The organism is Arthrobacter sp. KUASC02, assembly GCF_059739395.1.
In genome coordinates this window covers 962,001-984,425 of the sequence record NZ_AP046053.1, presented here as the reverse complement: position 1 = coordinate 984,425, position 22,425 = coordinate 962,001, and the positions used below count along the sequence as shown (strand labels likewise).

At 66.9% G+C, this 22,425-nt stretch carries 20 protein-coding genes; 12 read left to right on the top strand and 8 right to left on the bottom strand.

The window, feature by feature from the left end:
- Positions 1-2 precede the first annotated feature (2 nt).
- From AC6JAC_RS04560 to AC6JAC_RS04545, 4 genes are all read right to left on the bottom strand, one after another.
- Positions 3-1,073: an FAD binding domain-containing protein gene (locus AC6JAC_RS04560; RefSeq protein ID WP_028271148.1), complete on the bottom strand. Its 1,071-nt coding sequence runs from the start codon at positions 1,071-1,073 to the stop codon at positions 3-5.
- Positions 1,064-2,374 (bottom strand): XdhC family protein, encoded by a 1,311-nt coding sequence (locus tag AC6JAC_RS04555; RefSeq protein ID WP_028271149.1) that lies wholly within the window; start codon positions 2,372-2,374, stop codon positions 1,064-1,066. Before AC6JAC_RS04555 ends, AC6JAC_RS04560 begins: the two co-directional genes overlap by 10 nt.
- Positions 2,375-2,592: 218 nt before the next feature.
- On the bottom strand, positions 2,593-4,104 hold the full coding sequence (locus AC6JAC_RS04550; RefSeq protein ID WP_028271150.1) for an NCS2 family permease: 1,512 nt from the start codon (positions 4,102-4,104) through the stop codon (positions 2,593-2,595).
- 14 nt (positions 4,105-4,118) lie between these two features.
- Positions 4,119-4,613, bottom strand: coding sequence for a nucleoside deaminase (locus tag AC6JAC_RS04545; RefSeq protein WP_028271151.1), 495 nt, complete (start codon positions 4,611-4,613; stop codon positions 4,119-4,121).
- A gap of 409 nt (positions 4,614-5,022) precedes the next feature.
- Between AC6JAC_RS04545 and AC6JAC_RS04540 the strand changes: the two genes are divergently transcribed.
- Positions 5,023-6,387, top strand: coding sequence for an 8-oxoguanine deaminase (locus AC6JAC_RS04540; protein WP_347897222.1), 1,365 nt, complete (start codon positions 5,023-5,025; stop codon positions 6,385-6,387).
- A 42-nt stretch (positions 6,388-6,429) separates the two neighbouring features.
- A complete protein-coding gene (gene ligD / locus AC6JAC_RS04535) occupies positions 6,430-7,674 on the top strand; it encodes a non-homologous end-joining DNA ligase (RefSeq protein ID WP_028271153.1) in 1,245 nt (414 codons plus the stop codon).
- Between the two features lie 9 nt (positions 7,675-7,683).
- Here ligD and AC6JAC_RS04530 read toward each other — a convergent pair whose 3' ends face one another.
- Positions 7,684-7,878, bottom strand: a complete 195-nt coding sequence (locus tag AC6JAC_RS04530; protein WP_028271154.1) for a hypothetical protein — start codon at positions 7,876-7,878, stop codon at positions 7,684-7,686.
- 362 nt (positions 7,879-8,240) lie between these two features.
- Here AC6JAC_RS04530 and pucL point away from each other — a divergent pair, with 362 nt between their 5' ends.
- The 4 genes from pucL (at position 8,241) to AC6JAC_RS04510 (ending at position 13,435) form a co-directional block, all read left to right on the top strand.
- Complete coding sequence (gene pucL, locus AC6JAC_RS04525; RefSeq protein ID WP_028271155.1) at positions 8,241-9,149, top strand: factor-independent urate hydroxylase; 909 nt, start codon at positions 8,241-8,243, stop codon at positions 9,147-9,149.
- Positions 9,150-9,312: 163 nt separating this feature from the next.
- Positions 9,313-10,818 carry a nucleobase:cation symporter-2 family protein gene (locus tag AC6JAC_RS04520; protein WP_028271156.1) on the top strand — a complete coding sequence of 502 codons (1,506 nt, stop codon included), beginning with the start codon at positions 9,313-9,315 and terminating at the stop codon, positions 10,816-10,818.
- 103 nt (positions 10,819-10,921) lie between these two features.
- Entirely contained in the window at positions 10,922-11,746 is an 825-nt protein-coding gene (locus AC6JAC_RS04515; RefSeq protein WP_028271157.1) for a MurR/RpiR family transcriptional regulator, read from the top strand.
- Positions 11,747-11,872: 126 nt separating this feature from the next.
- Entirely contained in the window at positions 11,873-13,435 is a 1,563-nt protein-coding gene (locus AC6JAC_RS04510) for an NCS1 family nucleobase:cation symporter-1 (RefSeq protein WP_043438575.1), read from the top strand.
- A gap of 162 nt (positions 13,436-13,597) precedes the next feature.
- Here the strand turns inward: AC6JAC_RS04510 and AC6JAC_RS04505 are convergent, their stop codons facing one another.
- Positions 13,598-14,353: an IclR family transcriptional regulator gene (locus tag AC6JAC_RS04505; protein WP_011693256.1), complete on the bottom strand. Its 756-nt coding sequence runs from the start codon at positions 14,351-14,353 to the stop codon at positions 13,598-13,600.
- Positions 14,354-14,574: 221 nt separating this feature from the next.
- Between AC6JAC_RS04505 and AC6JAC_RS04500 the strand changes: the two genes are divergently transcribed.
- The 6 genes from AC6JAC_RS04500 to AC6JAC_RS04475 all read left to right on the top strand — a co-directional run bounded on the left by AC6JAC_RS04500 (position 14,575) and on the right by AC6JAC_RS04475 (position 21,315).
- Positions 14,575-16,017, top strand: a complete 1,443-nt coding sequence (locus AC6JAC_RS04500) for an NAD-dependent malic enzyme (RefSeq protein WP_347897209.1) — start codon at positions 14,575-14,577, stop codon at positions 16,015-16,017.
- Positions 16,018-16,043: 26 nt separating this feature from the next.
- Positions 16,044-17,642: a malate synthase A gene (gene aceB, locus AC6JAC_RS04495; RefSeq protein ID WP_028271159.1), complete on the top strand. Its 1,599-nt coding sequence runs from the start codon at positions 16,044-16,046 to the stop codon at positions 17,640-17,642.
- A 3-nt stretch (positions 17,643-17,645) separates the two neighbouring features.
- Positions 17,646-18,920, top strand: a complete 1,275-nt coding sequence (locus AC6JAC_RS04490; protein WP_028271160.1) for a DUF6986 family protein — start codon at positions 17,646-17,648, stop codon at positions 18,918-18,920.
- A gap of 10 nt (positions 18,921-18,930) precedes the next feature.
- Positions 18,931-19,743, top strand: a complete 813-nt coding sequence (locus AC6JAC_RS04485) for a bifunctional allantoicase/(S)-ureidoglycine aminohydrolase (protein ID WP_028271161.1) — start codon at positions 18,931-18,933, stop codon at positions 19,741-19,743.
- Between the two features lie 55 nt (positions 19,744-19,798).
- Positions 19,799-20,962, top strand: a complete 1,164-nt coding sequence (locus AC6JAC_RS04480) for a serine hydrolase domain-containing protein (RefSeq protein ID WP_043438577.1) — start codon at positions 19,799-19,801, stop codon at positions 20,960-20,962.
- A gap of 134 nt (positions 20,963-21,096) precedes the next feature.
- Complete coding sequence (locus tag AC6JAC_RS04475; protein ID WP_028271163.1) at positions 21,097-21,315, top strand: hypothetical protein; 219 nt, start codon at positions 21,097-21,099, stop codon at positions 21,313-21,315.
- A 32-nt stretch (positions 21,316-21,347) separates the two neighbouring features.
- On the opposite strand, the gene AC6JAC_RS04470 is transcribed toward AC6JAC_RS04475, so the two are convergent.
- Positions 21,348-22,046, bottom strand: a complete 699-nt coding sequence (locus AC6JAC_RS04470; RefSeq protein ID WP_028271164.1) for an HAD family hydrolase — start codon at positions 22,044-22,046, stop codon at positions 21,348-21,350.
- A gap of 45 nt (positions 22,047-22,091) precedes the next feature.
- Positions 22,092-22,403, bottom strand: a complete 312-nt coding sequence (locus AC6JAC_RS04465; protein ID WP_028271165.1) for a DUF1508 domain-containing protein — start codon at positions 22,401-22,403, stop codon at positions 22,092-22,094.
- Between the last annotated feature and the right edge of the window lie 22 nt (positions 22,404-22,425).

Below are 22,425 nucleotides of genomic sequence, written 5' to 3'. Positions count from 1 at the left end.
GCTCAGGCCCCTTCCTGCTGTGGCGAAGCCTGCGGTGAAGACGTTTGTTGTGGTGAACCGTGCCGGGGCGAAGCGATTTGCTGGGGCGACTTGCGCTGGGGCGGTTGTGGCTGCGGCGGCCAGAAGTCCCCGGAGACCCGGACCGGCGGAACCCCCGCAGGGGCTGCCAGTTCCGCCCTGATTTCCTCCGCGAGACGGTAGGTCATGTCCTTCCGCCAGGCGGGCAGGCCGTGGATGTCGTCGTGGTACAGCTCCGCCGGAATGGCGGCGTCGAGCGCGTCGACGAGCGCGGCCGCGGAAACCGCCGCAGAGGCCTGATCCCGCGTCGGGACACCGGCCCGCGTCGCGGCGGGAAAGCGCAGCTGCACGGGCCGCTTGGTGGCGGCGGTGACGGTGAGGACCAGGGTGCCGTCGGCGTCGAGCCTTCCGATCAGCAGCACCCCGGACCGTCCCAGGTTGCTCAGCGACAGGCGCCGGAATGCCACCCGGGACGCCAGCGCCGACGCCGGGAGGCGGATGCTGCGCAGGAGCTCACCGGGTGCCAGGCAGTTTTTGCCGTCCCCGGTGACGAAGGCGGCCACAGGAACCGTGCGGCTGGCACCGCCCGGGCCCAGAACCGTGGCCTGGCCGTCGAGGGCGGCGCACATCGAGATCATCGGCCCGGCCGGCAACGAAGTGCAGAGGTTGCCGCCCACCGTGGACATGTTCCACACCTTGAAGGAGGCCACGAAGGAGTCGCAGCACGGCCGGATGAGGTCCAGGGCGGGCCAGGAGGCTGCCTTGTCACGGCTGGCGGAGGCGGACCCGGCGGCGGTCGCCACGGCCTCGGACTCCGGCAGGGCATAGAGTTCGGCCACCGTGCAGGTTGCCGCAAGCTCGATGCCGGCGTCCGTCACCGTGACGGCGGGCCAGCCGGCGTCGCCAAGGTCCAGCAGCCGCCGGAGCGGCTCCTTGCCGAAGGCGAGGCTCCCGTAGGAGAAGAGGACTGTCCCGCCGGCGAGCCAGGCATCGCCGTCGCGCCATTCTGCCGGGTCCTGGGTGCGGACCACGGCCTCGATGGTGTTCATGTCCATGGGGTCTCCTGGTGTTGCGGGGTGTTGAGGTTCTGAGTTGTGACGGCCTGAAGGGGTCCGGTGTGATGAGACCCGGCGTGGATCGGGCCGGTGCCGTCCTTCAGCGATGAAGCCTGGACGGATGCACCGGCGGAGCGGCTGCGGCTGGCCACGAGTTCGGCGGTGATGGACACCGCCACTTCGGCCGGGGTGACCGCGCCGAGGTCCAGTCCGATGGGCGAATGCAGCCGGGAGAGGTCTTCGGTGCTGACTCCGGCGGCAAGCAGTGAGTCGACGCGCTGGCGGTGGCTGCGGCGCGATCCCATGGCGCCCACGTAGGCCAGGTCCAGGCCCAGCGCTGTGCGGAGCAGCGGAATGTCAAACTTGGGATCATGGGTCAGGACGCACGCCACGGTCCGGGCGTCGATCCGTCCGGCCGCTGCTTCCTCGGCCAGGTACCGGTGCGGCCAGGCGGTGACCACCTGCTCCGCACCGGCGAACCGTGCCTGGCTTGCGAAAGCCGGCCGGGCGTCGCACAGGGTCACGTGGTAGCCGAGCAACTGTGCGGCGGGCAGCAGGGCGGCACCGAAGTCGTTGGCGCCGAAGATCAGCAGCCGGGCGGGTGGCAGCCGGCTCTCCACCAGCAGGGTGATCGGTTCCGGGCCGGTGGCCGGGCCGGTCCCTGCTTTTTGTGGCACGGTTGTGCCGGAAAGGCACCCCTCCGGCGGGGCAAGCCGCACCAGGCCGGTGCGCCCGCCGCGCAGTAGCGGTTCCAGCTGGGCAGCAGCAGCCCGTGCCAGGCGTCCGGCCTCCGGCGCACCGGTGGAGGCCAGCCCCAGCAACGCTGCAAGTTCGGCCGAAGAATCCGCCCGGAAGCTTGCCGGATCCGGGATCACGACGGCGCCGCCCCCGTTGGCGTCCACCCGCCGGATCAGCGCGAGGGCGCTCGCGGGTCCGGGACCGGCCAGGGTCCGCAGGTTCTCCAGCCGGAGCCCGCCGGGCGCCGAGCCCAGCGGCTCGATATGGATCTCCAGCTCACCGCCGCAGGTCAGCCCGACGGCGAACGCGTCCTCGGCGCTGTAGCCGAAAAACTCACGGCGCGTGCCGCCGTCGTGCATTGCCTGCAAAGCCGCCTCCACCACGGCGCCTTCAACGCAGCCGCCGGACAGGCTGCCCAGCACGTCGCCGGCCTCGGACACGAGCATGGACGTGCCCAGCGGCCTCGGCACGGATCCGCCGGCGCCCACCACGGTGGCCACTGCGCAGCGCTGGCCGGTAACGGCCGGCTGCCACTCCCTGAGTGAGGGCATCAGATCCAACATTGCTGCACTCCCTTTTCCTGTGCGGCGATGGTGTCCATATTCTCGTTCCTATCCTGCGCCGGGGGAAGCACCGGCAGTTGTGGCGCCTGCGTCAGTGTCGTTGCAGTTTTCGCTGCGGTTTGGTGGACCGGCATTTTGGTGGACCGGGGCCGGCCCCATCTGCCTGCCCCGGTCCGGTCTAAGGGTGTTCCTACGCGCGGGTTCCTGCGCCCGAAGTGCTACGCACCCAGCAGGGCGTTGATGGGACCGCGGGCGAAGTACACCAGGAAGCCGGCGGTGACCACCCACATCAGCGGGTGCACCTTCCGGATCTTCCCCGAGCAGGCGCTGATGACCGCCCAGGAGATGAAGCCGACGCCGATGCCGTTCGCGATGGAGTAGCTCAGCGGCATCGTGACAATGGTCAGGAACGCCGGCAGCGCCACGGAGAACTTGCTGAACTTGATCTCGCGGATCTGGGCCATCATCATCGCGCCCACCACCACCAGGGCGGCGGCAGCAACTTCCAGCGGCACCACGGAGGTGAGCGGGGTCAGGAACATCGAGCCCAGGAACAGCACGCCCGTCACCACGGAGGCCAGCCCGGTGCGGGCGCCCTCCCCGATGCCCGCCGCGGAATCGATGTACACGGTGTTGGACGAACCGGACGTCGCGCCGCCGGCGACGGCTCCCAGGCCTTCGACAATGAAGGCCGACTTCAGCCGCGGGAACGTGCCGTCCTTGTGCGCCACGCCGGCGCTCTTGGCCAGGCCGGTCATGGTGCCCATGGCGTCGAAGAAGTTGGTGAACACCAGCGTGAACACCAGCATGGTCGCGGCGAGCCCGCCGATCCGGCCGAAGGCGCCGAACAGGTCGAACTGGCCCACCAGGGACAGGTCCGGGGCGGACACCAGGTGGCCGGAGAGGACAGGGGTGTTCAGGTGCCAGCCGCCGGGGTTGCCCGCGCTGCCGGGGCCGATCTTCATCACGGCCTCAACCACGGCAGCCAGTGCGGTGGTGGCCACGATGCCGATCAGCAGGCCGCCCTGCACCTTCCGGGCCACGAGGACTCCCATGACCAGCAGGCCCACAATGAACACCAGGGTGGGAACCGAGGTGATGGATCCGTTGTCGCCCAGCTGGACCGGAGGACCCGCCGTGGTGGCCCGGACAAAGCCGGAATCCACGAATCCGATGAAGGCGATGAACAGGCCGATGCCCACCGTGATGGCGGCCTTCAGTTCCTTGGGGACCGCCCGGAAGATGGCCGTCCGGGCGCCGGTGACACCGAAAAGGACGATCAGGATGCCGTTGATGACCACCAGGCCCATGGCCTCGGCCCAGGTAACCTCCTGGATCACGGCCACGGCCAGGAAGGAGTTGATGCCCAGCCCGGCCGCGAGCCCGAAGGGCAGGTTGGCGATCAGCCCGAACAGGATGGTCATAACGCCGGCGGTGAGGCCGGTGACGGCACCCACCTGTGCTGCGGACAGCCAGCCGCCGGCAACATCGGTGGGGGCGTTGTCCGCGCTGAAGCCGCCAAGGATCAGCGGGTTCAGGATGACGATGTAGGCCATGGTGAAGAACGTGACCAGGCCGCCGCGCACCTCGCGGGCCACAGTGGAACCGCGCTTGGTGATGTCGAAGAAACGGTCCAGGAAAGCGTTCGTCGGCTGCGGGCGCTTGGGGGCGGCAGGCTGCTGCCCGTTGCCTTGCGGATGCCCACCCGTGGTGGTGTCCAGGATTGTCATCTCAGCCACCGGCCCTAGTAGTCAATCCTGGAGTCGAGCGTATTCCAGGTGTTGAAGGGTTCGAGGATCGGCGGTGCCTGCGGGTCGTCGAGTTCCAGCTTGGCCACCGGCATGAGCGCGTCGCGCCCGCCGTTTTCGAAGTACTCGTAGAACACGGCGTCGTCGAAACCCACCGAGGCGGCGTCGTGCCGGTCCGCCGCAAACACCACCCGCTCCACCCTGGCCCACAGCGCTGACGCCAGGCACATGGGGCACGGCTCGCAGCTGGTGTAGAGGGTTGCGCCGGTGAGGTCGAACGTGCCCAGCTCGCTGCAGGCGCGGCGGATGGCCGTGACTTCAGCGTGGGCTGTGGGGTCATTCGTGGCGGTGACGCGGTTGACGCCGCCGAACGTTTTTCCGTCTGCCGTGACGATGACGGCGCCGAACGGGCCGCCGCTGTTCAGGACGTTGGCCGTGGCCAACCTGATTGATTTGGCCAGGTAATCCTGGGCCGTGACGGTGGTACTCATGATGCGACTCCCTTTGCTGGGAAGCCGGTACGCCGAGGTGGGACGAAATGGCCAGATGCGACGGTTACCAGGCTTCAGCATGTGCTTTTGAAGGTTAAGTTGCGCCTGGTAGATAGCTTCCCCGGAGTCCGGGGGCCCGCCTTTGGCAAAATCGAGATTAGCACCGGAACGTGAGCTGCGCCATAGGTTTTGGAAAGTTAATTTCGTGATGTGAAATTGCGTCGGCCTGGCGGGGCCCCGGAAGGGGGCCGCAGGCTGTCACAATCCAGTGCGTTGACGCGGCGCTTCCCGCCGTCCTACGCTGATGCCCAACCGGCGCCCGCTTTAGCCTGCGCCGGGAGCCTGGATCAGCAGACAGGCCCTCACTGAGCTGGCATTTCATCCGCACGCTCAGACAGGAATCCCGTTTATGGCTACCCAACCCTCCGCACACCGGCTCTGGATCCGGAATCCGCTCGCGGCCTTTACCGCCAACACCCTGGACGCCTCCGGCGGCATCGTGGTGAGCGGCGGAGTCATCACGGAAGTGCTTGCCGCCGGCCAGCTGCCGTCCGCGCCCTGCCAGGAAACGTTCGACGCCGGCAGCCACGTCCTGCTGCCCGGCCTGATCAACACGCACCACCACTTTTACCAAACGCTTACGCGCGCCTGGGGTCCGGTGGCCAACGCCCCGCTGTTCCCGTGGTTGCAGAACCTGTACCCGGTCTGGGCGCGGCTGACGCCGCGGGACCTGGAACTGGCCACCACTGTTGCGCTCGCGGAGCTGCTGCTCTCCGGCTGCACCACCGCAGCGGATCACCACTACCTTTTCCCGGACGGCATGGAGGACGCCATCGACATCGAGGTCCGCGCGGTGCGGGAGCTGGGCATGCGGGCCACGCTCACCCGCGGCTCCATGACGCTCGGGGAGGACGACGGCGGGCTGCCGCCGCAGTCCACCGTCCAGGCGCCGGAGGTCATCCTGGCCGACAGCGAGCGGCTGATCCGCGAGTACCACGAGCGCGGCGACGGCGCCGTGATCCAGATTGCCCTGGCCCCGTGTTCACCGTTTTCCGTGACGAAAGAGATCATGGCCGAGAGCGCCTCGCTCGCCGAGCGGCACGACGTCCGGCTGCACACGCACCTGGCCGAAACCCTGGACGAGGAGGACTTCTGCCGGGAGATGTTCGGCCTGCGCACGGTGGAGTACCTGGAGAGCGTGGGCTGGCTGACGGACCGGACCTGGCTGGGCCACGGCATTCATTTCAGCGACGCGGAAATCGCCGCGCTGGGAGCCGCGGGCACCGCCGTCGCGCATTGCCCCACCTCCAACATGCGGCTGGCCTCAGGCACGGCGCGTGTGCTGGAACTGGAGGACGCTGGAGTCCCGGTGGGGCTGGGAGTGGACGGATCGGCGTCGAACGATGCCTCCAACATGATCCTGGAGGCGCGGCAGGCGCTGTACCTGCAGCGGCTGCGCTACGGCGCGCAGGTGCCGGTGGAGCGTGCGCTGGGCTGGGCGACGCGGGGCTCGGCGGCGGTACTGGGCCGCGGTGATCTGGGGCAGCTGGCGCCGGGGATGCAGGCGGACCTGGCCCTGTTCAAACTCGACGAGCTGCGGTTCTCCGGCAGCCACGATCCGGTGGCCGCGCTCCTGCTATGCGCGGCAGACCGGGCCGACCGGGTGATGGTGGGCGGCCAGTGGCGGGTGGTGGACGGGCAGATTCCGGGACTGGATCTTTCTTCGTTGATCGCTGAGCACTCGGCTGCGGCGCGGAAGCTGGTGAACGGGTAGGGGCCCTATGCCCCGGCATCCGTTCGTTGCTAGCGTGACGGAATGAACCCGTCGAAGACTCCGGCCGAGATCCTGGCGATTGACGGCACCGAGGTTCGCATCTCGAGCCCCGACAAGGTGGTGTTCCCCGAGCCCGGGCTGACGAAGCTCGACCTGGTGCGCTACTACCTCGCGGTCGCGGATGGCGCGCTGCGCGGTGCGGGCGGCCGGCCCATGGTGCTCAAGCGCTTCCCGAAGGGCATCGACGCCGAGCCGTTCTTCCAGAAGCGCGTGCCGGAAAACCATCCCGGTTTCATCGAGACGGCAACACTGCACTATGCGTCCGGGACATCGGCCGAGGAGGCCGTCATCCGGGATGCCGCGGGCCTTGCCTGGGTGGTGAACCTTGGCTGCCTCGACCTCAATCCGCATCCCGTGCGCGCCGAGGACCTCGAACATCCCGACGAGCTCCGGGTGGACCTCGATCCGATGCCCGGAGTCGGCTGGTCGCAACTGGTCGACGTCGCCTATGTGGCGCGTGAGGTGCTCGACGACGCGGGGCTGGTCGGGTGGCCGAAGACGAGCGGGTCGCGCGGGCTCCACATCCTGGTGCGCATCGCACCGCAGTGGTCATACCGCGACGTGCGGCTCGCCGCAGAGACGCTCGCCCGCGAGGTGGAGAACCGCGCTCCCGGACTCGCCACCGCGCGGTGGTGGAAGGAGGAGCGCGGCGAGAGCGTGTTTGTCGATTTCAACCAGAACGCCAAGGACCGCACAGTGGCATCGGCGTACTCGGTCCGGCCGCTGCCCGATGCCCGGGTTTCGACGCCGCTCACCTGGGACGAGGTCCGCACCACGCGGCCGGAACAGTTCACGGTGCTCACCGTGCCGGAGCGGTTCGCAGCGGTGGGCGACCCGCACGCCGGGATCGACGACGCGGCGGGTTCACTCGACGGGCTTCTGGCGCTGGCAGCACAGCTCGGCCCGGCCGAGAAAGCGCCGCGCAGCGGAGACGCCGCAGGCCGCCGGCAGTCGGTGATGCCGCTGATCGAGGTGGCCCGGACCAGGACCAAGTCCGAGGCGCTTGCCGCGCTGGACGAGTGGAAGGCCCGGCATGCGGACGTTGTCCCGGACCTGCATCCGGCCGACGTACTGGTCGATGGAATGCGCGGCTCAAGCTCGCTCTGGTACCGGGTGCGGGTGAATCTTCAGCACGTTCCGGAGGCGGAGCGTCCGCCGCAGGAGGAACTCATCGCCGACTACGACCCCTGGGCGGGCAAGGTGTGGCCGGGGCGTACCGAGTCCTGAGGTCCGCCGCTAAGGCCGGCGACGCGGGCCGCCGAAGCCCGGCAGGCCGTGGACCCAGCGCGAGAACCGGCCCGGGACGTGCTCCCGGTCTGCGGGCAGGTAGAAGTCCGGATCCGTTCCGCCTCCGAGGGGGAGGTAGAACTCCTGGACTGAGGGTGCCGCCGTCTGTGCCGGTGCAACCGGCGTCGTGTCCTGCTGGTACATCTGATCCTCCTCCAAGGTGGTTGATAGCGTTCTTCGAATTTCCACAAAATGGAAAATAACTTTTGCTATGCGAAATAGCGTAGAACGCCCCCTGGCCGTTCGTCAATGGTTCCGGGCATCGTCGGTCACAATCGGATTTTTCAAGGAGTGATGTACACCACGGCAAAGCTCGGCTACGCTTTAAGTCAACTCGTGGCGTAGGTCACGTAACCTGGGAGCAGCAGGCAGGGTCGTAATGAGCTGGCGTCATTGGATGCCGGCTCTTTTTTGTTGGGTCGGCTCCATCAGAAACGCGTGCGAAACACGCGCTTAATTTCAATGATGGAACCTAGGTTCCACATCACGGAAGTTGGGAACAGACCATGAGCAGCAAAATCATCCTCGGCCAGAACCAGTACGGCAAGGCCGAAGTCCGGGTTGTAAAAATCACTCGCGACACCGACCGCCACGAGATCGAAGACCTGAACGTCACCTCGCAGCTGCGCGGGGACTTCGCCGCCGCCCACCTCGAAGGCGACAACAGCCACGTCGTTGCCACGGACACGCAGAAGAACACCATCTACGCGTTTGCCCGTGAAGGCGTCGGCTCACCGGAGGCCTTCCTCCTGCGGCTGGGCGAGCACTTCACGTCCAGCTTCGACTGGGTCACCGGCGGCCGCTGGGAAGCCGAGTCCTACAGCTGGGAGCGGATCCAGGCCCACGGTGCCGAGCACGACCACTCCTTCGTGCGGAAGGGCCAGGAAGTCCGCACGGCCGTCCTGGTCCGCGACGGCGCGGCAGCACACCTCATCTCGGGCCTGAAGGACCTCACCGTCCTCAAATCCACCCAGTCCGGCTTCGTCGGCTACCCGCGGGACAAGTACACCACCCTGCCGGAAACCACGGACCGCATCCTGGCCACGGATGTTTCCGCCCGCTGGCGCTTCAACGCCAACACCGACTACAGCTCGCTCGACTTCAACAAGAGCTACGAAGACGTCAAGAGCCTGCTGCTGGAAGGCTTCACCGAGAAGTACTCCCACGCCCTTCAGCAGACCCTGTTCGATATGGGCGCCAAGGTCCTGGAAGCACACAGCGAGATCGACGAAATCAAGTTCTCGATGCCCAACAAGCACCACTTCCTGGTGGACCTCTCGCCGTTCGGCCTCGACAACCCCAACGAGGTCTTCTTTGCCGCCGACCGCCCGTACGGCCTGATCGAGGCCACCGTCCAGCGCGAGGACGCCGCCCCGGCGGACATCGCCTGGTCCGGTATCGCCGGCTTCTGCTAAGCCGCACCTCGGTGGTTGAGCCTGTCGGGACCCCCGGTTTCGACAGGCTCAACCACCGGGCATTCGTTGAGTGAGCCCGTCGAAACCCACCAACGATCCACAACTGTTAGCCAGACACCGTTAGCCAGACAAAGACGTCTGCCATGAACCAAGAAAGTCTGCCATGAACACCAAGAAGAAATCCGGCGCTGCAACGGCCGCCACCGGCCGCAAGCAGTCCGACCGCCCCGAAGACCAGCGGCTGCCCCTCGGAAGCACGTTCGCCTACGGCTTCCAGCACGTGCTCACCATGTACGGCGGCATCATCGCCCCGCCGCTGATCATCGGCGCAGCCGCCGGCATGTCGTCCCAGGACATCGGCCTGCTGATCGCCGCCTGCCTTTTCGTCGGCGGCCTGGCCACCATTCTCCAGACGGTCGGCATCAGGTTCTTCGGATCCCAGCTGCCCCTGGTCCAGGGCGTGTCCTTCGCCGGTGTTTCCACGATGGTGGCGATCGTCCACGGCGGCGGCGGGATCCAGGCGGTGTTTGGCTCGGTGATTGCGGCTTCGCTGATCGGCCTGCTCATCACCCCCCTGTTTTCGAAGATCATCCGCTTCTTCCCGCCGGTGGTCACGGGCACCGTCATCACCACCATCGGCCTGACGCTGATGCCGGTCGCGGCCAACTGGGCCATGGGCGGCAACAACAAGGCGCCGAACTACGGCAGCATGGCCAACATCGGCCTTGCCGCAGCCACCATGGCGATTGTGCTGCTGCTGAGCAAAGTGGGCAACGCCGCCATCTCCCGGCTTTCCATCCTGCTGGCCATGGTGCTCGGCACGGGGATTGCGTTCGTCTTTGGCATGGCCGATTTCTCCAAGGTGGGCCAGGGCGAAATCGTCGCGTTCCCCACCCCGTTCGCGTTCGGCCCGCCCACGTTCGAAATCGCCGCGATCATCTCCATGCTGATCGTCATCCTGGTGACGCTCACCGAGACCTCTGCGGACATCATCGCCGTGGGCGAGATCGTGGGCACCAAGGTTGACTCCAAGCGCATCGGCGACGGCCTGCGGGCGGACATGCTCTCCAGCGCCATCTCCCCGCTGTTCAACTCCTTCACCCAGAGCGCCTTCGCCCAGAACGTGGGCCTCGTTGCCATCACGGGCGTCAAGAGCCGCTTCGTGGTCAGCGCCGGCGGCCTGATCCTGGTGATCCTGGGCCTCCTGCCGGTTCTTGGCCGGGTGGTCGCAGCGGTGCCGACGCCCGTCCTGGGCGGCGCCGGCGTCGTACTCTTTGGAACTGTTGCCGCCAGCGGCATCCGGACCCTTGCCAAAGTGGAGTACCGGAACAACATGAACCTGATCATCGTGGCGGCGTCCGTGGGCTTCGGCATGATCCCGATCGCTGCGCCGGCGTTCTACGACAAGTTCCCGTCCTGGTTCGGCACCATCTTCCACTCGGGCATCAGCTCGGCCGCGGTCATGGCCATCCTGCTGAACCTGCTCTTCAACCACCTCAAGGCCGGCAATTCCGAGAACCAGTCCGTCTTCGTGGCCGGCACCGGCCGCGTGGTCCGCGAAGAGGACCTCAAGTGCCTGGCCGACGGCGACCGTTACGAGGGCGGCAAGCTGATCGACTGCGACGGCAAGGAAGTCCCGGTGGAGTCGGCGTCGAAATCTGACCACTAAGCCCGCAGGCGACCCAAGAAGCGCGAGCGGACAGTTGCGGCCCCTTTCCGAAGGGCCGCAACTGTCCGTTCGCGCTTTGCCTGTCCTGTGAGACGGTTGTTTCATGAGGATCGATGAACGGATCGAACGGCACTATGCAGAGCTGAGCCCCCAGGAGCAGAAGGCGGCGGACACGCTCCTGGACCGCCTCGGCGACCTCGCCGTCTACAACGCCGCGGAACTTGCACGCCTCAGCGGGGTCTCCAAGGCAACCATGAGCCGGCTGTTCCGGCGGCTCGGCTTTGAGGATTTCAACGAGGTCAAGGAACACACCCGGTCCATCCGTTCCAGCGGCATGCCGTTGGGTCCGCAGTCGTCCGACGGCGGCCTGGCCGCCCATTTCGGGCAGGAACAGGAAAACCTGCGCCGCCTGGCCGAATCACTTGACGAGGACAAACTCTCGGAGGCCAGCGGCAAGCTCGCCGGCGCCGGAACCGTGCTGCTGCTCGGCTTCCGCAACAGTTTTCCCGTGGCGCTGCACTTCCGGCAGCAGCTCCTCCAGTGCCGCCCGGCCGTGGCCGTGGCGCCGCAGCCCGGGCAGAGCATCGGCGAAGAGCTCGCCGGCCTGGGCGCGGGGGACGCGGTGGTGCTGTTCGGCTTCCGACGGCGGCCTGCCGGGTTCAGTAAAGTCCTCCAGGCAGCGTCCGCCACCGGGGCAACCACGGTTCTGATCGGGGACCCGAGCGCGCGCCGGCTGGCCGCGGACGCCACGCTGTGGCTCGAGTGCCCGGTGGACGGCGCGCAGGCCTTTGACAGCTACGCCGCTGCCATGAGCCTGGTCAGCGTCCTCGCGAACGGCGTCCTCATAGCCTCGGGACGTCCCGGCCGCGAGCGCGTCCGCGAGGTCACGGCCCAGTTCGACGCCCTGGGCGAGATCGAAGCGAAGTAGGTCGAGGCCAAGAGGCGACGTAAACAGGAATTGTTGCACCAGAAACAGCACTGAAACATTGGTTCCATCTAATTGAAAGCGTGAAACGGCCGGATCGGCGGCTGTCCCAATCTTTCAGAGGAAACCATGACAGACTCCGCGATGGCCGCACCCCGGGTTGAAGCGCCCGCCCGCACCGGCCAGCTCCCCGACTACGATCCCCGGCTCAGCAACGAGGACCTGGTCCCGCTGAAGAACCAGCGCTGGACCAGCTACAACCTGTTCGCGTTCTGGATGTCAGACGTCCACAGCATCGGCGGCTACGTCACGGCAGGCAGCCTCTTCGCCCTGGGCCTGGCCAGCTGGCAGGTCCTCGTGGCACTGCTGGCGGGCATTGTGATCGTCAACATCTTCTGCAACCTCGTGGCCAAGCCCAGCCAGCTGACCGGCGTCCCGTACCCGGTCATCAACCGGGCCGTCTTCGGCGTCAAGGGCGCCAACATCCCGGCCATCATCCGGGGACTGATCGCGGTTGCCTGGTACGGCGTCCAGACGTTCCTTGCCTCCGAGGCCCTGGTGATTGTCTTCCTCAAGTTCTTCCCCGGCATGGCACCGCTGTACGACGTCGAACAGAACGGCTTCCTGGGACTCTCCGCCCTGGGCTGGATCTGCTACGGCATCCTCTGGGTGGCCCAGGCTGCGCTGTTCTGGAACGGCATGGAAAGCATCCGCAAATTCATCGACTTCGCCGGTCCCGCCGTCTACGTGGTGATGCTGGTCCTGGCCATCTACCTGGTGTCCAAGGCCGGCATCGGCAACATCAGCCTGAATCTTTCCAGCGGTCCGCCCCTGGACTTTGCCGCCTCCATCCCCGTGATGATCTCCGCGATCGCCCTGGTGGTCTCCTACTTCTCCGGCCCGATGCTCAACTTCGGCGACTTCGCCCGCTACGGCAAGAGCTACAAGGCGGTCAAAAAGGGCAACCTCCTGGGGCTGCCGGTGAACTTCCTGTTCTTCTCGCTCCTGACCGTCATCACGGCGTCGGCCACCATCCCGGTGTTCGGGCGCCTCATCACGGACCCGGTCAAGACGGTCCAGGAAATCGACACCGTCTTCGCGGTGCTGCTGGGCGGACTGACCTTCGTCATCGCCACCGTGGGCATCAACATCGTGGCCAACTTCATCTCGCCCGCGTTCGACTTCTCCAACGTCAGCCCGCAGAAAATCAGCTGGCGCGCAGGCGGCATGATTGCCGCCGTCGGCTCCGTCATCCTGACCCCGTGGAACTGGTACTCCAACAACGACGCCATCCACTACACCCTCGGCGTCCTGGGCGCCCTGATCGGCCCGCTCTTCGGCATCCTGATCGCCGGGTACTACGTGGTGAGCCGGCAGAAGGTCTGGGTGGACGACATGTACACGCTGAAGACCACCGGCCGGTACTGGTTCCGGAACGGCTACAACCCGAACGCGGTCAAGGCGGTGGCCATCAGCGGCGCCATCTCCATCGCGTCCGTGGTGATCCCCAAGATCCTGCTCGACACCGGTGCCACCGCAGTGAACGCGACCTGGATCGGCAACTACAGCTGGTTCCTCGGCTGCGCGCTCGGCTTCCTCGTCTTCAGGGCGCTGGAGCGCAAGTCCCCGATGATCTCGCTCGAGCCCGCCGGCGTGGACAGCGGCGCGGTCAGCGACGGCACGCTGGCTTAGCACCCGCCGCCGTCGAACCCCGAATCCTGAACCCTCACGTTGTCCAAGCGCGAACGGACACTTGCGGCCCCCTTCCGTCAGGAAGACGGGCCGCAAGTGTCCGTTCGCGCTGGGAGGAGGGGGCTTAAGTGTCCGTTCGCGCTGGAAGTACGACGGCGGGGGTCAGTTTTGGTTGAGCTCGTCCGAGATCGCCTGGGCTGCTTCGCGCAGCAGCGGCACGGCGCGTTCGGCGAAGGACTGGTCCACGCGGGACACCGGCCCGGACACGGAAATGGCCGTGGGCGTCGGCGCGTTGGGGACTGCCATCGCAAAGCAGCGGACGCCGATCTCCTGCTCCTCCTCATCGATGGAGTAGCCGCGTTCACGGATGAGCTTCAGGTCCAGGAGCAGGGAGTCGATGTCGCCGATGCTCTTGGGGGTGGGCGTCGGCATGCCGCTGCGCTGGACGATCCCGCGGACGGTCTCGTCATCCAGCTGGGCCAGGATCGCCTTGCCCACGCCGGTGGCGTGGGTGTGGGCGCGGCGGCCCACCTCGGTGAACATGCGCATGGAGTGCAGGGACGGCACCTGGGCCACGTATATGACCATGTCCGAGTCCAGCACCGCCATGTTGGACGTCTCCCCCAGCCGGTCCACGAGGGACTTGAGCTGCGGACGGGCGAGTGCGCCGAGCTGCTTGTTGGCGCCTTCGCCGAGCCGGATGAGCCGCGGGCCGAGGGCGTAGCGGCGGTTGGGCAGCTGGCGGATGTAGCCCAGGGTGACCAGCGTGCGCAGCAGGCGGTGGATGGTGGGAAGCGGCAGGTCAGTGGAGGACGAGAGCTCGCTGAGCGTGACGTCTCCGCCGGCATCAGTGATCAGTTCCAAAAGTTCGAAGACGCGCTCAACGGACTGCACGCCTCCCGGGGCTTTTTCAGCCATAACCGTGGTCTCCTGCGGTATCGGTTCCGACAACTCTTATCCACATCGTGAAAAAAATTGCTTAGAAGACCCAAGATACAGCACGCGCAAGGCTCCGTCGATGCACCTTCAGGGCTTGTGTTTCCACAAAGTAGATAATAATATCCATAATACGAAAACATCTGATTGAGCAGTACGCCCGGAGGCACTCAGCGTCCGGGCCCGACGAGGAGGAACATTCAATGGCGAACCCGAGCCCCGGAAATTCGATCACCCTGCGCGTTGAGGCGCCGTCCAGCTTCACTGCGACCAGCGAACTGGCCGCCGCCGTCGGAGCTGCCGGCGCAGCCATCACCGCCCTGGACGTCACCGAGTCCCACCACGAGACCCTGGTTGTGGACGTCACCTGCAACACCACCGACGACGAACATGCCGCCCGCGTCAAGGATGCCCTGAACGCACTCGACGGCGTCACGGTCCAGCACGTCTCCGACCGCACCTTCCTGATGCACCTCGGCGGCAAGCTCGAGGTTGTCCCGAAGGTTGCCCTCCGCAACCGCGACGACCTCTCCCGCGCCTACACCCCCGGCGTCGCCCGCGTCTGCCTGGCCATCGCGGAGGACCCCTCAGCGGCCCGCAACCTGACGGTCAAGCGCAACACCATCGCCGTCCTTACCGACGGGTCGGCCGTCCTTGGCCTGGGGAACATTGGCCCGGCCGCTGCCCTGCCCGTCATGGAAGGCAAGGCCGCCCTGTTCAAACAGTTCGCCAACGTTGATGCCTGGCCGGTCTGCCTCGACACCCAGGACACCGAAGAAATCATTATGATCGCCAAGGCCATGGCCCCGGTCTACGGCGGCATCAACCTCGAAGACATCGCCGCCCCGCGCTGCTTCGAGATCGAAAACCGCCTCCGCGAGGAACTGGACATCCCGGTGTTCCACGACGACCAGCACGGCACGGCAATCGTCACCCTGGCCGCACTCGTCAACGCCCTCCGCGTGGTGGGCAAGAAGCTCGCCGACGTCAGGATCGTGGTGTCCGGTGTCGGCGCCGCAGGCTCGGCCATCATCCAGCTCCTCAAGGCCCAGGGCGCCCAGCACATCGTCGCCGCCGGCCGCTCCGGAGCCATCCACTCCGGCGAGGAATACAGCGACGAACACCGCAGCTGGATCGCGGCCAACACCAACGAAGAAGGCTTCTCCGGCACGCTGCACGAGGCACTCGTCGGGGCGGACGTCTTCATCGGCGTCAGCGCCCCGCACGTCATCGGCGAGGAGCAGGTGGCCGCCATGGCCAAGGATGCGATCGTTTTCGCCATGGCCAACCCCACCCCGGAAATCGACCCGGTGGTAGCGTCGAAGCATGCGGCAGTGGTGGCTACGGGGCGCAGCGACTTCCCCAACCAGATCAACAACGTCCTGGCATTCCCGGGCTTCTTCCGCGGGCTGCTCGACGCCGGCGCCTCGGACATCACGCCGGACATGCTGGTGGCCGCAGCCGAAGCCATCGCCAACCGCGTGGCTGACGACGAACTCAATGCCAGCTACATCATCCCCAGCGTTTTCGACCCGCACGTTGCCGCCGACGTGGCCACGGCTGTAGCCAACGCGGCGCACGCAGCCAAGGCCGCCGCAGCCCCGTCAGCCGCAGCAAACGCAGCCCTAGAACCCGCCAACGCCTGATTCGCAGCCCAGAAAGGACCCGGACAATGGCTCTCTCAGTCACAGACCCGCAGCCGATTGCACGAGCAGAGGAAATCCTCACCCCGAAGGCCCTGGCCTTCGTCGAGGAGCTCCACAAGCGGTTTGCGGGCACCCGCGCCGAACTCCTCAAAGCCCGCGTGGCCAAGCGCGAGCAGGTGGCCCGGACCGGAAAGCTTGATTTCCTGCCCGAAACCAAGGATGTCCGCGCGGGCGACTGGAAGGTGGCGCCGGCACCGGCCGCGCTGCAGGACCGCCGCGTGGAAATGACCGGCCCTGCCTCGCCGGCCAAGATGGCCATCAACGCCCTCAACTCCGGTGCCAAGGTGTGGCTGGCCGACCTCGAGGACGCCAGCACCCCCACCTGGGCCAACGTCATCGACGCGATCCTGAACCTCCGCGATGCCGCCGCGGGGACCCTGAGCTACACCTCCCCCGAGGGCAAGGAATACCGGCTCCGCACCGACGCGCCGCTCGCCGTCGTGGTGGCCCGTCCCCGCGGCTGGCACATGGATGAGCGCCACCTCCTGCTCGACGGCGAACACACCGTGGGTGCGCTGGTGGACTTCGGCCTGCACTTCTTCCACACCGCCAAGCAGCTCCTCCTCAACGGCCAGGGCCCGTACTACTACCTGCCGAAGATGGAGAGCCACCTCGAGGCCAGGCTCTGGAACGAGGTGTTCGTCTTCGCGCAGGACTTCCTGGGCATCCCGCAGGGCACCATCAAGGCCACCGTGCTGATTGAGACCATCCCGGCAGCTTTCGAGATGGACGAGATCCTGTACGAGCTCCGCGACCACGCCGCAGGGCTTAACGCCGGCCGCTGGGACTACCTGTTCAGCATCATCAAGTACTTCCGCGACGCCGGCGCCAGCTTTGTGCTGCCGGACCGCGCCACCGTGGCCATGACGGCACCGTTCATGCGCGCCTACACGGAGCTGCTGGTCAAGACGTGCCACCACCGCGGCGCCTTTGCCATGGGCGGCATGGCGGCCGTCATCCCCAACCGCAAGCAGCCCGAGGTCACCGCCCAGGCGTTCGAGAAGGTCCGTGCGGACAAGACGCGCGAGGCCAACGACGGCTTCGACGGCTCCTGGGTGGCCCACCCGGACCTGGTGCCGGTCTGCCAGGAAGTGTTCGATTCCGTCCTGGGCGAGCGGCCCAACCAGCTGGACAAGCAGCGCCCGGAGGTCAGCGTCACGGCGGACCAGCTCCTGGACATCGCCTCGGCCGACGGCAAGGTCACCGAGGCCGGGCTTCGCCTGAACCTCTACGTCGCGGTCGCATACACGGCCGTGTGGATCTCCGGCAACGGCGCGGTGGCCATCCACAACCTGATGGAGGACGCCGCCACGGCCGAAATCTCCCGTTCGCAGGTCTGGCAGCAGATCCGCAACAGCGTGGTCCTGGCCGATACCGGAAACGCGGTCACACGTGAACTGGTCAGCACCATCCTGGCCGAGGAGACCGAAAAGCTCCGCGGCGAAGTGGGCGAGGAGTCATTCGTCAAGTACTACAAGCCGGCCAGCGACCTGATCGGGGACATCTGCCTGTCCGAGGATTACACCGACTTCCTCACCACTCCGGCCTACGAACTGGTGGGCTGAGGCATGGCGGTACCCTCCGGCTCCCTCAGCGCGCACGATCTCGCGCAGATCGACGCACAGCTGGCCGACACCGACCGGCTGCTGGAGCGCAACTACCCGGGCGACGACGGCACCCGCCAGCCGGTACATACCGTGTATGTACCGGCGGACCGTTTCACGCCGTCGTTCTCCGCTGAGTGGGGGGCTACGGCACTGGCCGCGGCGGAAGCCCACGGCGGCCTGGCCCGTCTGGGCCACCTGCTCGGCCAGGACGCCGAACTTGCCGAAGCCGTGGCCGCGCGAGTCCAGGCGAAACTGGAAAGCGAACCGGTTGAGGACCTGCGCCTGGACTTCGAAGACGGTTTCGGGGAGAGGGGCGACGACGCCGAGGACGCGGCCGCTGTTGCGGCGGCTTCCGCCGTGGCCGCGGCAGTCGCGGCCGGCTCAGCGCCCCCGTTCATCGGCATCCGGTTCAAGTGCTTCGAGGCGGCCACCCGTGCCCGCGGCCTGCGCACCCTGGACCTGTTCGTCTCCGGACTGGCCGCAGCGGGCGAGCTGCCGCAGGGCCTGATCCTCACCCTTCCCAAAGTCACCACCGTGGCGCAGGTGAAGGCCATGGACTTCGCCGTGTCCCGGCTGGAGGAAGCGCACTCGCTGCCCGCCGGCCGGCTGCGGTTCGAGGTGCAGGTGGAAACGCCGCAGCTCATCCTCGGCCCGGAAGGAACATCGCCGGTGGCGCAGCTGCCGCACGCGGTCCCGGGACGGATCAGCGGCCTGCACTACGGCACGTACGACTACTCCGCCTCGTTGCAGATCTCCGCGGAATACCAGTCCATGGAACATCCGGTGGCGGACTTCGCCAAGGAAGTCATGCAGCTGGCGGTGGCCGGGACGGGCATCCGCTTGTCGGACGGCTCCACCAACATCATCCCCGTGGGCGACAACGTCGAAAACGCGTGGCAGCTGCACGGCCGGCTGGTGCGGCGCTCCCTGGAGCGCGGCTACTACCAGGGCTGGGACCTGCACCCGGCCCAGCTGCCCAGCCGCTTCGCGGCCACCTATGCTTTCTACCGCCAGGGCCTGCCCGCCGCGGCGGCACGGCTGCGCAACTACGTGGACCGGACCGAGGGCGGAGTCATGGACGAACCCGCCACCGCCCGCGCGCTGGCCGCGTTCGTGCTGCGCGGCGTCCAGTGCGGAGCCGTCGGCGCCGAAGACGTCCAGGCGCTTGCCGGCGTCGGAATCCCCCAGTTGACCGGCCTTGCGCACCCGCGGCTGGCCCACTCCACTTCGAAGTAAGGATCCAATGATGGGAAAGTATTACTACCCCCAGGGCGGCCTGCCGCCGCAGACCCACCTCACCACGGAACGGGCCATCGTCACGGAGGCCTACACGGTCATCCCCAAGGGCGTCATGACCGACATCGTGACCAGCACCCTGCCGGGGTTCTCCAACACGCGCTCCTGGATCCTGGCCCGCCCGATTGCCGGGTTTGCCACCACGTTCTCGCAGCTCATCGTGGAGATCGGCCCCGGCGGCGGCGCTCCCAAGGCCGAGTTTGAGCCCGGCGTCGAAGGCGTCGTTTTCGTCACCAAGGGCAAGGTCAACCTGACCCTCGACGGCGAACTCCACCAGCTTGAGGAAGGCGGCTACGCCTACCTGGCCGCCGGATCCGCCTGGGGCCTGGAGAACGTCTCGGATGACATTGTCTCCTTCCAGTGGATCCGCAAGGCCTACGAGCGCCTTGAGGGCTACGAGGCAAAGTCCTTCGTCACCAGTGACGCCGAAGTGGAACCCACCGCCATGCCGGATACCAACGGCGCCTGGAAGACCACCCGCTTCACGGATTCCAGCGACCTGGCCCACGACATGCAGGTGAACATCGTGACGTTCCAGCCGGGCGGGGTCATCCCGTTCCCGGAGACCCACGTCATGGAGCACGGCCTGTATGTCCTCGAAGGCAAGGCCATGTATCTGCTCAACAACGACTGGGTTGAGGTGGAGGCCGGCGACTTCATGTGGCTGCGCGCCTTCTGCCCGCAGGCCTGCTACGCCGGCGGCCCGGGCGAGTTCCGCTACCTGCTGTACAAGGACATGAACCGCCAGATCCGCCTGACCTGACCGGCTTCGCGGCCGCGGCCGACGGCTATTGACGCGTCTGAAAGCCCTGAGGAACATGAGTTCCGTGGCACGGATTCGCGCACTGCCGTTCCGGACCGCGGCCGCGGCGACCGTCGCCGTGCTGGTCGCCGCACTGGGCGGCTGCACTGCGGCTCCGGAACCGCCGGAGCAGCCCTCGTCGCTGGCACGGCTGGCGGCAGCGCTGGAAGAGTTTGGCAACGAAATGCTCGACGACGGCGCCCCCGCCGTCCTGATGCAGGCCAAAGTGCGGGGTGAAGAATGGTCACGCGCTTCCGGGGTGAGAAGCCTCGAAGGCAGGGAACCGCTGGAGGTTGACGATCCCGTGCCCGTCGGACGGGTCACCGAGTCCTTCATTGCAGTGTCCGTGCTCAAACTCGCGGTTGAAGGCAGGCTGGGCCTTGAGGACCCTGTCAGCCGGCATTTGCCGGACTTCGAGAGCATCATGCACCCGCCGGGGCCGGTCACGGTTCGGCGGCTCCTGCAGCACGAGTCCGGGATGCCGGACTACCTCGTCCCGCTGCTTCAGCAGGGTAGCCTGGGCGAGGTGCTGGCCGCCGGCCGCAGCCACCGGGAGCTCCTCACCCTGGCCGCGACCCGCAAGTGGGAGCCGCGGCTGGCGCAGGGTTACGAGTACTCGGGTTCGGACTACGTCGTGCTGGGCATGATCGTGGAACGGCTTCGAGGGTTGCCGATTAGCGACGTCCTGCGATCCGACGTGACGGAACCGCTCGGCCTCACCGCCACGCGGATGACCGAACGCGGCCCCGCACCTCCCGCACTGGTCCACGGCTACGTCACCAGTTCCGGCGAGCGCCTCGATGTCAGCTACCCCGCAGTCCGCGCAGGCGACCCTGCCGTGGGCCTGGTGTCCACAGTCGCCGACCTGAACACCTTCTACGCCGCGCTGCTCGAGGGCCGCCTGATCCCGCGGTCCATGGTCACGGACATGCAGACCCCGCCTTACGCCCGGTACGGGATGGGGATCCAGCGCTGGAACGACACCTGCACCAACAACTTTTACTACGGCCGCGCCGGTGATTCAGCCGGCTACGGCACTATTTCGATGTCCAGCGCCGACGGAACCCGGCAGGCATCGGTCTCCCTGGCTGCCCCGCCGCAGCCCTTCAGCCTAAAAGGCAACGGATTGGCGGAGGACCTCGTCGACGTCCTGGAGGAAGCCCTCAACTCAAGCTGTTAGGACTCGCTCCGTGGGACCGGCGCCGCCAGCACGGCGAGGGCGGCGACAAGCTAAGCACACTGAGCAATTCCCTTGCATGCTGACGCCGCGGACCCTAGCGTTGAAGAATCCGAGCATCGAGGAAAGGCAACGAAATGACGCTGTATCAACCAGAGCCGGTGGAGATTTCAACGCGCATGCGTCCCGGCGAGTGGACGGAATCCAGCCTTGAAGAACTGGTCACGTCGTACCGCGCCAAGCTGATGGAAATGGGGGCAGGGCCCGCCGATGTCATCACCGAAGTTGAACGGGACGACGACGGTTCGGTCAGCGTCGCGGTCTCCTGGAACAAGGGCGCCATCGCAGATGCCTAAGGCCTCCCGTCGCTAAGGGGCTTCCCTGATCGTTAGGAGCTCCTGGCGAGCCTGCCAATAGCGCTGTCGCGCAGGTTCGCCAGGAGATCCCGTGGATTCTCGTATGTTTCCACGGCGCCGGCCTCCAGCAGTTCGGCGGCAGAGGTTCCGCCGCACGTGAGCCCGATGGTGGGAATGCCAAGCCGGCCGGCGGCGTAGACGTCCCAGACGGCATCTCCCACGTAGACCACGTCACCTGCCTGCAGGCCCACCGCATCCAGGGCTGCCTGGAGGATGTCCGGAGCGGGTTTCCCGGCCTTGGCATCGTTGGCACAGGTCGCGGCGTGCAGATAGGAATCGGCCCGCAATGTTGACCGCAGGGCGTCAAGGTCCTGCTTCCGCGCGGAGGACGCCAGCGCCACGGCGAATCCGCTCTCATAGCACTGGGCCAGGAGGTCCCGCGCCCCGTCCAGCGGACGGAGCGCGGGCCAGAAGGTGGCGAAAATCGCGCCGTGGGAGGACTTGATGGAGGCGTCGCCCGATTTGTCGCGGCCTGCCGGCAGGAGGTGGTCCAGCAGTTCCGCACCACCCATGCCTACGGAGCGGTGGATGGCCGACATCGGGACGTCTAGCCCCGCCTCCCGGAACGCCTGCCACCAGGCGAACGTATGCAGGTAGCAGGAATCAACCAGGGTCCCGTCGACGTCGAACAGAACGCCGTGCTTCCGGCCGCCCGGCCCGCTAGGCGTCATAGCCGTTAGGCGACATACGTGTTGGGTGACATGGCCTGCCCTGTTTCAGTAGTGCGTGCGGGCACGTTTGATACCCGTGGCCCCCGTTGGCCTGCCGGACCCCAGCACGCCGATGTTCTTCGGCGCCTTGACGTGCTGCCGCACAGGCGGTTGCTTCAACGGTTCGGAGTCCTGGCTCTCGCTGAGGTCCCGGATCAGCCCGGTGCCTGCGATTTCGCGGGCCTTGGCCACGCCGGCCGCTGCGGCACGCTTGGTGGGGAAGGTCACTGAGATCGCCATCAGCGTTCCGTTTCCGTCAATGAGCTTGACGCGGTATCCGCCGTCGGGCGCATCAACCAGTTCGAAATGTCCAGCCATTGCAGTTCCTCCGCTTCAACCC

Coding starts and splice junctions, on each gene's coding strand:
- AC6JAC_RS04560 (WP_028271148.1), bottom strand. CDS start 1,073: ATGGACATGAACACCATCGAGGCCGTGGTCCGCACCCAGGACCCGGCA.
- AC6JAC_RS04555 (WP_028271149.1), bottom strand. CDS start 2,374: ATGTTGGATCTGATGCCCTCACTCAGGGAGTGGCAGCCGGCCGTTACC.
- AC6JAC_RS04550 (WP_028271150.1), bottom strand. CDS start 4,104: ATGACAATCCTGGACACCACCACGGGTGGGCATCCGCAAGGCAACGGG.
- AC6JAC_RS04545 (WP_028271151.1), bottom strand. CDS start 4,613: ATGAGTACCACCGTCACGGCCCAGGATTACCTGGCCAAATCAATCAGG.
- AC6JAC_RS04540 (WP_347897222.1), top strand. CDS start 5,023: ATGGCTACCCAACCCTCCGCACACCGGCTCTGGATCCGGAATCCGCTC.
- ligD (WP_028271153.1), top strand. CDS start 6,430: ATGAACCCGTCGAAGACTCCGGCCGAGATCCTGGCGATTGACGGCACC.
- AC6JAC_RS04530 (WP_028271154.1), bottom strand. CDS start 7,878: ATGTACCAGCAGGACACGACGCCGGTTGCACCGGCACAGACGGCGGCA.
- pucL (WP_028271155.1), top strand. CDS start 8,241: ATGAGCAGCAAAATCATCCTCGGCCAGAACCAGTACGGCAAGGCCGAA.
- AC6JAC_RS04520 (WP_028271156.1), top strand. CDS start 9,313: ATGAACACCAAGAAGAAATCCGGCGCTGCAACGGCCGCCACCGGCCGC.
- AC6JAC_RS04515 (WP_028271157.1), top strand. CDS start 10,922: ATGAGGATCGATGAACGGATCGAACGGCACTATGCAGAGCTGAGCCCC.
- AC6JAC_RS04510 (WP_043438575.1), top strand. CDS start 11,873: ATGACAGACTCCGCGATGGCCGCACCCCGGGTTGAAGCGCCCGCCCGC.
- AC6JAC_RS04505 (WP_011693256.1), bottom strand. CDS start 14,353: ATGGCTGAAAAAGCCCCGGGAGGCGTGCAGTCCGTTGAGCGCGTCTTC.
- AC6JAC_RS04500 (WP_347897209.1), top strand. CDS start 14,575: ATGGCGAACCCGAGCCCCGGAAATTCGATCACCCTGCGCGTTGAGGCG.
- aceB (WP_028271159.1), top strand. CDS start 16,044: ATGGCTCTCTCAGTCACAGACCCGCAGCCGATTGCACGAGCAGAGGAA.
- AC6JAC_RS04490 (WP_028271160.1), top strand. CDS start 17,646: ATGGCGGTACCCTCCGGCTCCCTCAGCGCGCACGATCTCGCGCAGATC.
- AC6JAC_RS04485 (WP_028271161.1), top strand. CDS start 18,931: ATGGGAAAGTATTACTACCCCCAGGGCGGCCTGCCGCCGCAGACCCAC.
- AC6JAC_RS04480 (WP_043438577.1), top strand. CDS start 19,799: ATGAGTTCCGTGGCACGGATTCGCGCACTGCCGTTCCGGACCGCGGCC.
- AC6JAC_RS04475 (WP_028271163.1), top strand. CDS start 21,097: ATGACGCTGTATCAACCAGAGCCGGTGGAGATTTCAACGCGCATGCGT.
- AC6JAC_RS04470 (WP_028271164.1), bottom strand. CDS start 22,046: ATGACGCCTAGCGGGCCGGGCGGCCGGAAGCACGGCGTTCTGTTCGAC.
- AC6JAC_RS04465 (WP_028271165.1), bottom strand. CDS start 22,403: ATGGCTGGACATTTCGAACTGGTTGATGCGCCCGACGGCGGATACCGC.